General features: G+C 58.9%; 13 protein-coding genes. 10 read left to right on the top strand and 3 right to left on the bottom strand.

The window, feature by feature from the left end; all coding sequences use genetic code 11:
- Positions 1 to 36: 36 nt before the first annotated feature.
- The gene (locus YH62_RS22160) at positions 37 to 486 is read right to left on the bottom strand and encodes a MarR family winged helix-turn-helix transcriptional regulator (RefSeq protein ID WP_245282154.1); all 450 of its coding nucleotides are present in this window, start codon (positions 484 to 486) and stop codon (positions 37 to 39) included.
- 321 nt (positions 487 to 807) lie between these two features.
- Between YH62_RS22160 and YH62_RS22165 the strand changes: the two genes are divergently transcribed.
- Positions 808 to 1,116, top strand: a complete 309-nt coding sequence (locus YH62_RS22165; protein WP_046796471.1) for a DUF982 domain-containing protein — start codon at positions 808 to 810, stop codon at positions 1,114 to 1,116.
- Between the two features lie 111 nt (positions 1,117 to 1,227).
- Here the strand turns inward: YH62_RS22165 and YH62_RS22170 are convergent, their stop codons facing one another.
- Positions 1,228 to 1,737, bottom strand: coding sequence for a thermonuclease family protein (locus YH62_RS22170; protein ID WP_046796472.1), 510 nt, complete (start codon positions 1,735 to 1,737; stop codon positions 1,228 to 1,230).
- A gap of 389 nt (positions 1,738 to 2,126) precedes the next feature.
- Here YH62_RS22170 and YH62_RS22175 point away from each other — a divergent pair, with 389 nt between their 5' ends.
- A complete protein-coding gene (locus YH62_RS22175) occupies positions 2,127 to 2,723 on the top strand; it encodes a helix-turn-helix transcriptional regulator (protein ID WP_046796631.1) in 597 nt (198 codons plus the stop codon).
- The gene (locus YH62_RS22180; RefSeq protein WP_348625784.1) at positions 2,710 to 3,951 is read left to right on the top strand and encodes a type II toxin-antitoxin system HipA family toxin; all 1,242 of its coding nucleotides are present in this window, start codon (positions 2,710 to 2,712) and stop codon (positions 3,949 to 3,951) included. The genes YH62_RS22175 and YH62_RS22180 overlap by 14 nt, the downstream gene beginning before the upstream one ends.
- 18 nt (positions 3,952 to 3,969) lie before the next feature.
- Here the strand turns inward: YH62_RS22180 and YH62_RS22185 are convergent, their stop codons facing one another.
- Positions 3,970 to 4,857, bottom strand: a complete 888-nt coding sequence (locus tag YH62_RS22185; protein ID WP_082118465.1) for a LysR family transcriptional regulator — start codon at positions 4,855 to 4,857, stop codon at positions 3,970 to 3,972.
- 131 nt (positions 4,858 to 4,988) lie between these two features.
- On the opposite strand from YH62_RS22185, the gene YH62_RS22190 reads away from it, so the two are divergent.
- Genes YH62_RS22190 through YH62_RS22220 form a run of 7 tightly spaced genes read left to right on the top strand, consistent with a single transcriptional unit; the run spans position 4,989 to position 13,140 of the window.
- Positions 4,989 to 6,539, top strand: coding sequence for an ABC transporter substrate-binding protein (locus YH62_RS22190; protein ID WP_046796474.1), 1,551 nt, complete (start codon positions 4,989 to 4,991; stop codon positions 6,537 to 6,539).
- A 19-nt stretch (positions 6,540 to 6,558) separates the two neighbouring features.
- The gene (locus YH62_RS22195; protein WP_046796475.1) at positions 6,559 to 7,440 is read left to right on the top strand and encodes a dihydrodipicolinate synthase family protein; all 882 of its coding nucleotides are present in this window, start codon (positions 6,559 to 6,561) and stop codon (positions 7,438 to 7,440) included.
- A 39-nt stretch (positions 7,441 to 7,479) separates the two neighbouring features.
- Positions 7,480 to 8,439 (top strand): nucleoside hydrolase, encoded by a 960-nt coding sequence (locus tag YH62_RS22200; protein ID WP_046796476.1) that lies wholly within the window; start codon positions 7,480 to 7,482, stop codon positions 8,437 to 8,439.
- Positions 8,436 to 9,413, top strand: a complete 978-nt coding sequence (locus YH62_RS22205; RefSeq protein WP_046796477.1) for a nucleoside hydrolase — start codon at positions 8,436 to 8,438, stop codon at positions 9,411 to 9,413. The genes YH62_RS22200 and YH62_RS22205 overlap by 4 nt, the downstream gene beginning before the upstream one ends.
- A gap of 5 nt (positions 9,414 to 9,418) precedes the next feature.
- Positions 9,419 to 10,393: an ABC transporter permease gene (locus tag YH62_RS22210; RefSeq protein ID WP_046796478.1), complete on the top strand. Its 975-nt coding sequence runs from the start codon at positions 9,419 to 9,421 to the stop codon at positions 10,391 to 10,393.
- Positions 10,393 to 11,331: an ABC transporter permease gene (locus tag YH62_RS22215; protein ID WP_046796479.1), complete on the top strand. Its 939-nt coding sequence runs from the start codon at positions 10,393 to 10,395 to the stop codon at positions 11,329 to 11,331. The genes YH62_RS22210 and YH62_RS22215 overlap by 1 nt, the downstream gene beginning before the upstream one ends.
- A 3-nt stretch (positions 11,332 to 11,334) precedes the next feature.
- Positions 11,335 to 13,140 carry an ABC transporter ATP-binding protein gene (locus YH62_RS22220; protein WP_046796480.1) on the top strand — a complete coding sequence of 602 codons (1,806 nt, stop codon included), beginning with the start codon at positions 11,335 to 11,337 and terminating at the stop codon, positions 13,138 to 13,140.
- Positions 13,141 to 13,147 lie beyond the last annotated feature (7 nt).

Consider the following 13,147-nt stretch of genomic DNA (forward strand, 5'->3'; position numbering starts at 1 on the left):
TTCGACCGCAGAGAAATACTACGATTTTCGTAATATTCAACCTTCGTAGTCTGCAATTCTTTGCGTCAGGCGGACAAATTCGGCCCGCTCTGCAGCATCAAGTGATTCAAGCATCGCGCGACAAGCATCGTGATATCCCGCCATATAGCCTGCGACTGCTTCCTTCCCTTTCGGGGTTACCGTCAGCGCAACGGACCGTCGGTTCGCCTCGGGTCGCTGCCGCCTAATCATTTCCCTACGGACCAACCGGTCGGCGGAGGAAGACATCGTCGTAAGCGCGACTTGGAGGTTTCGGGCAACATCCCCTAAGGTGCAATCAGGATGCTCACTGACGAATAGGAGGGCCTGAACGTCGAGTGCGTTGAGCGAATTTTCCATCGCCGCCGCGGCCTCGGCAACTTTGAAGCGACGGGTGAACCGTTCAAAAGCGAGGGTGAGTTGTTCAATTTGTTCAGGCGTCGGTTTTGTCATTCCTTTTTTAAGCATTTCCGCTTCCCGAACGTAAGTCATCACCGAACGGACAGACGGTAATGAACGCGTTTCTCCCCGGGAGTTCACCGATCGATAATCGCGCGAGCGTGTGAAAACTGCTCCTGATCCAGCGTGAGGAAAAGCGTGGCCCGTTATTGGATGCGACATTGAGAGCGTCCTGTTCACCCCGCCAGTGGAATGGGCCGAATGTAGAGTTCATCACGCTCGATGCTCTCGTTTGGATTGGCTTTATCGGGGCATCTTGAATGCCCGTTGCGCGATTCCGATATCCTTTGATGCTTGTTTTCATCCGGTTGTCCACTGAAGGAGGAAGACATGAACATTCCGGATATTCCTTGGAGAGCTCCCGTCAAAGTTCGGCTGCAGTGCGGTCTGGAACGCACTTTTCTCAGCGTTCACGATGCTCTCGACTTCCTTGAGACCGAATGGCCACTCCGTCGCGGGGAGCGCTATGAGCGCGCAGTCCGAAAATGCGGTGCCGCATTGCGTCGAATGGTTCCTGCTGAAATGGCGCGCGAAGCCTTTATCGCTGCGTGCTTGGAAGCCGGCATGCCGATGATTGTGACGGGAGCAATGAGCTTTCACCCCGCATCAGTTATGCCGGCCCGCCAGGCGTCAGCGTAGCTTTAAAGCCCCCTTCAAGGTCGAAAGGGGGTGCAGTTCACTGCTGATGGTTCGGTCTGAATGACCCAGAGGCGGTGCGGAGCGGTCACCGCCTCCTGCCTGTGATTGTGATCAACACCAAGACTCGCGGCGTCCCGACCAGGTGCGAGCCAAGCCTTCCTCAACGAGGACATCGCCCAAGCTTCTTCCGTGACGTATGAGAACACGCAGCTTGCGGCCGTACTGATCTTCGTCACGTCCTTGCCAGGTTCGCATCTCGAAAGGCCCACTATTCACCAGTTCGACAAAGCGTGCGGTAGCCTTGTCACCCAATGCCTTCTCGTCGGCGCATTGTGGTTGCGACACCTCTGGAGTGTCGACGTCAGCGACCCGGACCTTATCTGCTCCGACGTAGAGGGTGTCCCCATCAACGACGCAGTCCCGCTTGACCGCGCCACACCTTTGGAAACCCGCTGCCTGCGCTGGAGTGCCGGTGAGAGCGAAGTAAATATAGGTCGCTGCGAAGGCTGCCATGATTGCAAGAACAAGGAGCAAGCGCTTAAGCCACGGTGGCACTTGCCTCGGCTGCTTCGGTGGTTTCGGTTTCTGGAACTTAATGATGTTGTCGCTCACTGCTTGCATCTCGCTGTCGTTAATCGCCGGGCGTTGCGCACCCTAGTGAGTATCTGAATGATCCCCATGAGGGGAAGGGGCTCGGACTTTGATTCATAGCGGCGATCGACGCTCGGCCATTCTGGTGGTCATGGCGGGGCTCATTTTTTAAGTACAGTCCAAACCATTGAGGTGTGCAGCACAGATTGCGGCGGTGGTTTCTTGCGGCACCTTCACACGCTCGACCAGCCACGCCAGTTCTTCGACGGTGATTTCGATGTAGGGTTTTTCCGAAAATATGCAGAAAACTACATGTAACAGGCGTATCTATGCATTATTCGACATAGGTAGTTGCGGGTGCATCAGTTATGCACTATTATACATAGAATATGGGGTTGCATGCAGAATTCGACATAAATATGAACTACGAAGCACAGAAGATCATCAAGGCTCTGCGCGAGGCGCGCCTTGCCAAAGGTATGAGGCAGACCGAGTTAAGCAAGCTGTCGGGCGTGCCGCAGGCTCAAATTTCAAGGATTGAGGCAAGCGGCGTTGATATTCGGCTGTCGAGCCTCGCAGCCCTAACGCACGCCCTTGACCTAGAAGTCGCGCTCGTTCCCCGCAAGGCCGTACCTGCCGTAAAATCCATCACGCGCCAGACCTCCGAACATCCGCCTGTCCAGCCCGCTGCCATCGGCAAGGAACTGCAACGTGTTCAGGAGGCAATCCGTGCGATGCAGGTCAAGATACCCGAAATTCCCAATCTGGACGCCTTGCGCAAAGCTCACGCTGCGATAAAGCCGCTGAAGATCGACATGAGTTTTTTGCAGCCCCTGCGCGAGCTTCGGACTACGCTGGAGCGAATACAAAGATCACAAAAAGATTGGGCCAAGATCGCGGAAGTCGCGCGAAGCATGACGCATCTCCGCAATCAGATTATCCACACACGTCCGTCACCGGAAATTCAGGATGGGCCGCGCCCCGCCTACACGCTGGACGATGATGACGATGCCTGACGTTTCCGTTCTAAAAATACGCCTGCACGGCCAAGAGATCGGCACCATCACCTATGTTGGCGGCGAGAAGACACTGTTTGCCTTCAATGACGGCTATATTGAAAATCCTGACAAGCCGACGCTCGGCCTGCGGTTCAAGGATCAGTTCGGGGAGCTGCTCACGGATTTCCGCCCCTACAAGATCAAGCTGATGCCATTCTTCTCCAACCTTCTCCCGGAAGGGCATTTGCGCAAATACCTTGCCGCGAAGGCGGATATCCATGCTGATCGCGAGTTCTTTTTGTTATGGGTACTCGGGCAGGATTTGGCAGGAGCGATTAGCGTAGAACCCGCCGATGGCAAGGCATGGCCGGAAGACGCACACCAGAAGCTCGATGAAGACGCTGTTCAGGCGGTAAGGGAAGACGCCTTGCGGTTTTCGCTGGCGGGGGTGCAACTCAAGTTTTCGGCCGTGAACGACGCAAGCGCAGGGCTGATCATTCCGGACAGCGGCGTTGGCGGTGACTGGATTGTGAAACTTCCCTCACGGGAGTTTGCTCATGTTCCCGAAAACGAATTCTCGATGATGACGCTGGCCAGAATGGTCGGCATGGACGTACCGGCGATTGATCTGGTCGATGTAAGTTCGATCCGCAATCTGCCGGACGGCATCGAACGGCTTGGCCCCAAGGCATTCATCATTGAGCGGTTCGACCGCATGGAGGATGGCGGCGCGGTTCACATTGAGGATTTTGCGCAGGTCTTCGACGTGTATCCCGAAGACAAATACAAGAAGGCAAGCTTGCGCAATCTCGCCTCGGTTATCGCAGCCGAGTCGGATCACGCCGACGTAGCCGAGTTCATCCGCAGGGTGACATTCAATGTCCTGATCGGGAACGGCGACATGCATCTGAAAAACTGGTCACTGATCTATCCCGATCAACGCCATGCCCGACTATCACCCGCATATGATTTCGTCTCAACGATTCCATATATATCGAATGACAAGTCGGCCCTGACGTTCAGCCGAACAAAGGATTTTACCGGATACACGCTCGATGAGCTTGAGCACCTGGCGGCGAAGGCCGCGTTGCCGCGCAAGCTCGTTATAGGCACGGCAGAGGAAACGGTGGCTTTGTTCATGGAGCAATGGGGCAAGGAAAAAGGCCACTTGCCGATGGATAGCACGGTGACGGAAACCATCGACAAGCACCTTGCAACGCTGCCCATTGTGACAGGTGCAAACTGATACACGGAGTGCGCTGGCTCAATTGAGCTGCCTCATCAGTTCGGCCATCCGGCTGATGATGTCGTCGAGGACGGAGATGCGTTGTCCGCCGGACGGACGAATGGCGAAGTAAGATACGTCGATGCGTGGCTCAAAGGGGATTGTCACGACTTCAGCTCCGGAGGCTCGGATGCTCGTCTGGTCGACAATTCCCACTCCCATCCCGGAAGCGGCGAAATAGCAGCAGTTCAGCATCGAGGTTTCCATCGTGGATACCGGCGGGTGGTCTTCGTGCGAGAAGGCGCGGTCGAGCGTCAACCTCAGGGGTGAATTCCGGCCGGGGATGAGTACACGTTCGTCCTGGAGGTCGGCCGGCGAGATGGCGCTTCGCGACGCCAGTCGATGGCCGGGAGCCATCGCCGCCACCGCGTGCGAACTGTGCAGCAGAACCGCATTCTTGTCGGCCATGCGCGGCGAACTGAACACGAAGCCGAGGTCATAGCGGTTCTTCTCGACCATATCCCAGATATGGCGGCTATTTTCGACATCGATGACCAGCGGCAGATCCAGCCGGTCTCCGACGACATCGATGATGGCCTGATGAAGAAAGGGCCTCACGAGCGACGTCACGCTCGCGATGCGCAAAACAATATTCTTATGTTTTCGGATGTCGTCGGCCGCCTGGGCGATCTGGTCCAGGCCGAGATAGAGGCGCTCGACCTCACGAAAAAGCTGGGCGGCTTCCGCGGTGGGTACCAGGCGCGTGCCCTGCCTTTCGAAGAGAATGATCTGAACGGCATCTTCCAGATCGCGGATCAGCCGACTGACGGCCGGCTGCGTGACGTTCATGACGTCGGCTGCCGCGGTAATCCCGCCTGTCATCATCACGCTTCGAAACGCTTCCATCTGGCGTGGTTTCAAGCGCACTTCCACTTATCTCCATAACATTTGAGCATGAAGGGAGTACTAAATGCAATTTTTCTTTGCTGAGTGAAAGGGGTATTCGACCATTAACCGCGAGGAGAGCGCGGATCCCAAAACATGGAGGAGCCCTGTTTATGAAACTCTTTGCCCTTTCCGCCGCTTTGGCCGCTTCCGTCTTCGCCGCACCGCTTGCAGTCCACGCAGAGGATCTGACCGTCGGTCTCGCCGCGTCCACGACGTCCATGGACCCGCAGTTTTATGTGGTCGGCCCCAACAGCGCGATGGCGCGCAACATCTTCGATGGCCTCGTCAATCAGGACGCCAAGCAGCAGATTCAGCCGGCGCTTGCCATCTCCTGGAAGACGATCGACGAGACGACCTGGGAATTCAAGCTGCGCCCGGACGTCAAATTCCATGACGGCAGCGATTTCACGGCCGACGACGTCGTGGCCAGTATCAAGCGCATCCCGCTCGCATCGACCAACAGCCCAAGTTCGTTTGCGGCCTATGTGAAGGCGATCACCGAAGTGACGGCGGTTGACCCGCTGACGGTTCGCATCAAGACCGACGGCCCCACGCCGCTGCTCCTCAACAATCTCAGCCGCATCGCCATCCTTCCGGCGGAGATGGAAAAGACGACGACGGAAGAGATGAATTCCGGCAAGGGCGTCATCGGCACGGGTCCCTTCAAATTCGCCTCCTGGACACCGGACGATAACGTCGTTGTCGAGCGCAATGACGGTTATTGGGGCGAGAAGCCCGCTTGGGACAAGGTTACCTTCCGGGTTTTCAAGAATAGCAGCGCTCGCGTGGCCGCCATTCTCGCCGGGGATGTCGATATGATCGAGAGCATTCCGACCGCCGATACCCGCAGGCTTCAAGCATCCGACAAGCTGAAAGTCGTCAATGTCGCGGGCAACCGCATCATGTATCTGCACATGGATCAGGACCGGGAGGAATCGCCGTTCGCCAAGGGGCCGGACGGCAAGAACCCGCTTCTGAAGCCGGAAGTCCGCCGTGCGCTTTCGCTTTCGATCAATCGTGAGGCGCTTGTCGACCGGATCATGGATGGGCAGGGCGTACCGGCCGGCCAGGTCGTTCCGGAGGGCTATTTCGGCTACGATCCGGCGATCAAGGTCGATCCCTACGATCCGAACAAGGCCAAGCAGCTGCTTGCCGATGCGGGTTATCCGGACGGTTTCTCGCTGACCTTTCATGCCTCGAACGACCGCTATCCGAACGATTCCAAGGTGGCGCAGGCGATCGGTCAGTTCTTCAGCCGCATCGGCATCAAGACGGAAGTGGCGACGCTTCCCGGCAGCGTCTATTTCACCCGCGCTTCCGCGCTTGAATTCAGCTTCATCATGGGTGGCGCCGCCGTCGAAACCGGCGAAGCTTCCGGCGTACTTGGGCCTATCCTGGAGACCTATGGCGAGAAAGCGGGGCAGGGCAACCGCGGCCGTTATTCCAATCCGGAGTTCGACAAGGCTTTGAGCGATGCCCGTCGCACGCTGGACGATGTCAAGCGCGAGGAACAGCTGAGGAAGGCGACGGAAATCGCCATGACCGATCTCGGCGTCATTCCGGTCTTCTATCTGGCCAATACCTGGGCGGTCAAAAATGGCCTTTCGTACGAGGGCCGTTCGGACGGTTACACGCTTCCCTACTACGTGAAGCCGAACTAATCGCGGGAGGACGTCCACCATGTCTTTCAGCGGCGTGTTTCCCTACCTCGTTTCGCCGATCGATCACTCCGGCGCGGTCATGGAAGGCGTGCTGACGGATTTGGTGGATCACCTCGTTCAGACGGGTGTCCATGGCCTGACGCCGCTCGGCAGTACCGGTGAATTTGCCTATCTCTCCCAGGAGCAGCGGCGTCACGTCGTCGACACGGTGATCTCGGCCAGTCGTGGCCGGGTTCCCGTCGTTGCCGGCGTGGCGTCGACGTCAACGAGCGATGCCGTCGCGCAGACGGAATATATGATTGAGTCGGGAGCCGACGGCATTCTGGCGGTCCTGGAGGCCTATTTCCCGATCGGCGACGAGGGTGTCGAAGCTTACTTCACGGCGATTGCCAAGGCTGCGAAGGGGCGTCCGGTCGTTCTTTATACCAATCCCCAGTTTCAGCGCTCGGACCTGACATTGCCGGTCATCGAGCGTCTGAGCCATATTGAGAACATCCGTTATATCAAGGACGCTTCCACGAATACTGGTCGTCTGCTTTCCATCATCGAGCGGACGCGGGGCCGGATGGAGGTGTTCGCTGCCTCCGCCCATATTCCCGCCTGCGTGATGATGATCGGCGGGGTCGGCTGGATGGCGGGCCCAGCCTGCATCGTGCCGCGCCAGAGCATCGCCCTTTACGAGGCTGCGAAGGCAGGCGACTGGGCGAGAGCCATGGAGCTTCAGCGGCCCCTTTGGCGGGTCAACGAAATCTTCGCGAAATATTCGATCGCGGGATGCATCAAGACGGCGCTCGACCTGCAAGGCTTTCCGGTCGGAGCGCCGATCGTGCCGCAATCGCCGCTCGGCGAAGTCGCCCGTGCTGAAATCAGCGCGGTGCTGCGCGATGTCGGCGCGCTTTGAACTGTCAATTTCCCGATCGATACATCAGGCAACCATAGAATGACTGCAATTCCGATCATCATCGACTGCGATCCCGGTATCGACGACACGATCGCGCTTCTGACCGCCTTCGTCTCGGCCGAACTCGAAATCCTCGGCATCACCCCTGTCTGCGGCAACCAGCCGCTCGATCGGACGGTCCGGAATGCCCTCCAGGTCTGCGAACTCGGCGACCGGACCGATATCCCTGTCTATGCCGGTTGTTTCCGGCCGATGTTCCGGGACCCCATTTATGGCCAGTTCCATGGCAAGAACGGGCTCGGCAACACCACGCTGCCGGAACCGGTCAAAGTTGCCGAAAGCAAATCGGCGGTCGATTTTCTCATCGATACGCTGACTGCCGCAGCCGTACTGCAAAAGCGCGTCACGATCTGCTGTCTCGGCCCGATGACCAATCTGGCGGTCGCCTTGCGGATGAAGCCGCAGATCGCCGAAGGCATAGAGCAGGTGGTCATGATGGGCGGGGCCTATCGCGAGCCCGGCAACCGGACGATCACCTCGGAGTTCAACGTGCTGGCTGATCCGCATGCCGCGCACGTGGTCTTTGCCAGTGGCATAAAAATCGTGGCGCTCGCGCTCGATGCGACACATCAGGTCATGCTCAAGCCGGAGCACGTTGCGCAGTTTTCCAAGGTCAGCGGACGCATCTCCGAAACCCTAGCGGAGCTGATGGCGTTCTGGGACCGTAACGATGTCCGTCGTTACGGTTCGCGCGGCGGGCCGCTGCACGATCCGCTCGTGATCGCCTACCTGCTCTCCCCCGATCTCTTCGAGACGCAACCCGCTCGCGTGTTCGTGGAGCATGAAAGCGAGTTGTGTATGGGACAGACGATCGCCGACTGGTACGGCAAGAGCGGTCTGGAGCCGAATGCGGAGATCGTCACCCGGGTGGATGCCGACGGCGTGATCGCGCTCTTCCTCGACCGGCTTTCGCGTTATGCCGAGGAGGTCGTGGCATGAGCCTTCAGAAGGTCATCATCGATACGGATCCGGGAGTCGACGATGCCGCCGCCATCCTAATGGCGCTTGCTTCGCCGGAGATCGACCTACTTGGCCTGTCCGTCGTGGCCGGCAACGTTCCGCTGAGCGATGCGGTCGCGAACGCCTGCAAGGTCGTCGATCTATCGGGCCGTGATGACGTTCCTGTTTATGCGGGCGCGCCGGGTCCGCTGGTGAGAGACCAGGTCTTCGGCAAATACGCGCGCATCGGCCCGTTCGGCCATGACTTCGTTACCGATGGCAATATCATGCCAGCCGGCGGGCACGCAGTCGATTTCATCGTCTGCACGGCGCGCGAAGCGGCCGCAAGCGGGGAGAAGGTGACGATTTGCGCGATCGGGCCGCTCACAAATATTGCGCTTGCCCTGATGCAGCATCCCGATGTCGCGCGCGGCATCGGCCAGATTGTGTCGATGGGTGGGGCGTTCGCGGCGCTCGGGCACCGTACGCCATGGGCCGAGTTCAACGTCTATGCCGATCCGCATGCTGCCGAGATCGTCTATCGATCCGGCGTGCCGGTCGTGGTCATGCCGCTCGACATGACGTTCCAGGCGCTATTCACTCAAAGGCATTTCGAGCGCTTTGCCGAGCAGGGCGGGCCGGCCGGCGCCGCGCTTTTCAAACTGTTCACCACCTTCGATCGTAGTGATGTCGACCGCTTCGGACGTCCGGGCGGCCCCATTCACGATGCCACGACGATTGCCTGGCTCATCCGGCCCGATCTTTTCAAAAGTCGAAAGGCCACCGTCGGCGTACAGGTCACTGGCTTCACGAAAGGCTATACCTACGCCGATTTCCACCAAAAGATGAACCTTGCTGCCAAGGCGACCATCGTCACCGATGTCGATGAAGAAGGGTTCATCAACCTGATGGTCGAGCGGATATCGCGCTATGGGCGCGTTGCTCCGCCCGACGCCCAATCGCTGGGAGGCTGATATCTATGAGCGGTTATCTGTTGAGCCGGTCGATACAGACTGTTCTGACCTTGCTTGTGATGTCGGTTCTGGTTTTCGTCGGCCTTTATCTGGTCGGCAATCCGGTCGACGTCCTCTTGAGCCCGACGGCAACGCCGGCCGAGCGCCTTCAGGTTATCCAGTCCTTCGGCCTCGATAAACCCGTCTGGGAGCAATACTGGCTTTTCCTGACGCGGGCGCTTTCCGGTGATCTGGGCAATTCCTTCGTCTTCAACCAGCCGGCGCTGACCCTGATCCTCAACCGCATGCCGGCGACGCTGGAGCTTGCCTTTGTCGCGCTGGTTATGGCGCTGATCGTCGGAATTCCGCTCGGCGTTTATGCCGGCCTGAAGCCGAAGGGATTGATCTCGAAATCGATCATGACCTTCTCGATCCTCGGTTTCAGCCTGCCGACCTTCTGGATCGGCCTGGTGATGATCATGCTGTTCAGCGTGCATTTCGGCTGGCTGCCGGCTTCTGGACGCGGCGATACCGTGCCGGTCTTCGGTGTTCCGGTGAGCCTCCTCACGCTGGATGGCCTTTCCCATCTCCTGCTGCCCGCATTCAACCTGGCGCTGTTCAAAATCTCCCTCGTCATCCGCCTCACCCGCGCCGGGGTGATGGAAACGATGCAGCTCGATTTCGTGCGTTTCGCCAGGGCCAAGGGGCTTCCGGAGCGCCGCATCGTCCTGGTCCATGTTCTCAGGAATACGCTGATCCCGCTGATTACCGTGATTGGTCTCGAGCTCGGATCGCTGATCGCCTTCGCCGTCGTTACCGAGACGATCTTCGCCTGGCCCGGCATGGGCAAGCTGATCATAGACGCCATCGGCGTTCTCGATCGCCCGGTCATCCTGGCCTACCTGATGATCACCGTCGTGATGTTCAGCATCATCAACCTGCTTGTCGACATTCTGTATTCGATCGTCGATCCGCGCGTTCGACTTGAGGGGAATTCGTGATGAACCAGGAGACAGGCACGACCAGCTCGGTCCATGTCGGCAACAATCTCGGCAAGCCGACCGCATCCCGCTCCCCGTTCCGCCAGGCGATCTCGGCCCTGCTGAATGACAAGCTGGCGCTTCTCGGCATCGTTCTGGTGCTGATCTTCGTCGTCGCGGCAATTCTGGCGCCGGTCATCGCGCCTCAGAACCCCTATGATCTGTCGCAGCTCGATATCCTCGACGGGCGCCTGCCGCCCGGTTCGGAAAGCATGAACGGGCTGGTCTATGTGATAGGTACCGACGACCAGGGCCGCGATCTTCTGAGCGCCATCCTCTACGGGCTTCGCACGAGCATCCTCGTCGGCATATCGAGCGCGGCGATCGCGCTGATCATCGGCGCATCGATCGGCCTGATCAGTGCCTATGCGGGCGGTCGCGTCGATTCCGTGCTGATGCGCATCGTTGATATCCAGCTCAGCTTTCCGGCGATCCTGATCGCGTTGATCTTTCTCGCCATCCTTGGCCAAGGCGTCGATAAGATCATCCTCGCCCTGATCGTCACCCAATGGGCCTACTATGCCCGCACCATTCGCGGTTCCGCGCTTGTCGAGCGCAAGCGCGCCTATGTGGATGCGGCCCGCTCCATGGCGCTTCCCGACAGGCGCATCCTCTTCCGGCACATCCTGCCGAACTGCCTGCCGCCGCTGATCGTCGTGGCCACCATGCGTGTCGCCTATGCCATCATGCTGGAAGCGACGCTCTCCTTCCTGGGCATTGGCCTGCCGGTGACGGAACCCTCGCTCGGCCTGCTGATCTCGAACGGCTTCGAATATCTTCTCTCCGGGGATTACTGGATCAGCTTCTTCCCCGGTCTTGCGCTGTTGCTGCTTATCGTCGCGATCAACCTGATCGGTGATGCCCTGCGCGACATCCTCAATCCTCGGCGGGAGGGCTGAGCCATGATCAAACCGACACTTTCCATATCCAATCTCACCACATCGTTCCGCGTGAACGGCGAGTGGCAGAATGTCGTGCGCGACGTCAGTTTCGACATCGGCGAAAAGGAAACGGTCGCGGTCGTCGGGGAGTCCGGCTCGGGCAAGAGCGTGACGGCCATGTCGATCATGCGACTGCTCTCTCCGGCCAATTCCCGGGTTACCGGCAGGATCGAATTCGAGGGGAAAAACCTGCTCGACCTTCCGCTTGGCGATATGCAGTCCATTCGCGGCAACCGCATCGGCATGATCTTCCAAGAGCCGATGACGAGTCTTAATCCGGTGCTCAAGATCGGTCAGCAGATCACCGAGGTTCTCGTCCAGCACCGCGGCATGTCGGACGCGCAGGCAGAAGCCGAAGCCGTCAGGCTTCTGGAGAAGGTCCGCATCCCCTCGGCGAGGTCGCGCCTCAACGAATATCCGATGAGCTTCTCCGGAGGCATGCGCCAGCGTGTGGTGATCGCGATTGCGCTTGCCTGCGATCCGAAACTCCTGATCGCCGATGAACCGACGACCGCGCTGGACGTCACCATCCAGGCGCAGATTCTGGAATTGATCAAGACGCTGCAGGAGGAAGAGGGCATGTCTGTCCTCTTCATCACCCACGACATGGGTGTGGTTGCCGAAATTTCCGACCGGACCGTGGTGATGTATCGGGGAGAGGCGGTGGAAAGCGGAACGACCCGCGACATTTTCAAAGCCGCGAAACATCCCTATACGCGTGCGCTTCTGTCGGCAGTGCCCCAGCTCGGTTCCATGACGGGAACGGACCGGCCGCTTCGTTTTCCGCAGGTCGACATGGCGACGGGTGAAATCCAGCCGGTGCAGCAAACCGAGGACACGGTGAAGCTGAACGCCGGCCCGATCCTCAAGGTCGATGACTTGGTGACGCGTTTCAATATCAAGAAGGGCTTCCTGCGCAAGACGGTGGGTCGCATTCATGCCGTGGAAGGCGTGTCACTCGAACTGCGGCAGGGTGAGACCTTGTCGCTCGTCGGCGAGTCCGGTTGCGGCAAATCCACGACCGGTCGTTCGATCATTCGTCTGACTGATCCGACCGCCGGCGAAATCCGCATTGACGGAAAGAATGTGCTCGGCGCCGGCAAATCCGAACTGGCCGACATACGCCGTGAGGCGCAGATGATCTTCCAGGACCCGTTCGAAAGCCTCAATCCGCGTATCCGCATCGGTGAGGCGATCGCCGAACCTATCATCGCACATGGGCTTGCAAACGCTGCCGAAGCGAAGGAACGTGTTGGGGAATTGCTCGAAAGGGTCGGTCTCTCGGCTTCGATGGCGAGCCGTTTCCCGCACGAGTTTTCAGGCGGGCAGCGCCAGCGCGTCTGCATCGCAAGAGCCCTGGCGCTCGAGCCGAAGCTGATTATCGCCGACGAATCCGTTTCCGCGCTCGACGTTTCCGTCAAGGCGCAGGTCATCAACCTGATGCTCGACCTGCAGGAGAAGTATGGACTCGGTTACCTGTTCATCTCCCATGACATGGCCGTCGTGGAACGGATCAGTCACCGGGTTGCGGTGATGTATCTCGGGGAGATCGTCGAGGTCGGGCCAAGGCGGGCCGTTTTCGAAAATCCGCAACACGAATATACGAAGCGCTTGATGGCGGCGGTGCCGATAGCCGATCCGTCGCGACGGCAGACGCGGCGAATTTCCAACGAGGAGATCAAGAGCCCGTTCCGTGCGGCCGACTATGTACCTTCGAAGCGCCTCTACCGGGAAGCCGGGGAAGGCCACTTCGTTCAGGTCGCATAGCAGGAGA

The organism is Rhizobium sp. LC145 (genome assembly GCF_001005825.1).
In the GTDB taxonomy this organism is placed as follows: Bacteria; Pseudomonadota; Alphaproteobacteria; order Rhizobiales; family Rhizobiaceae; genus Neorhizobium.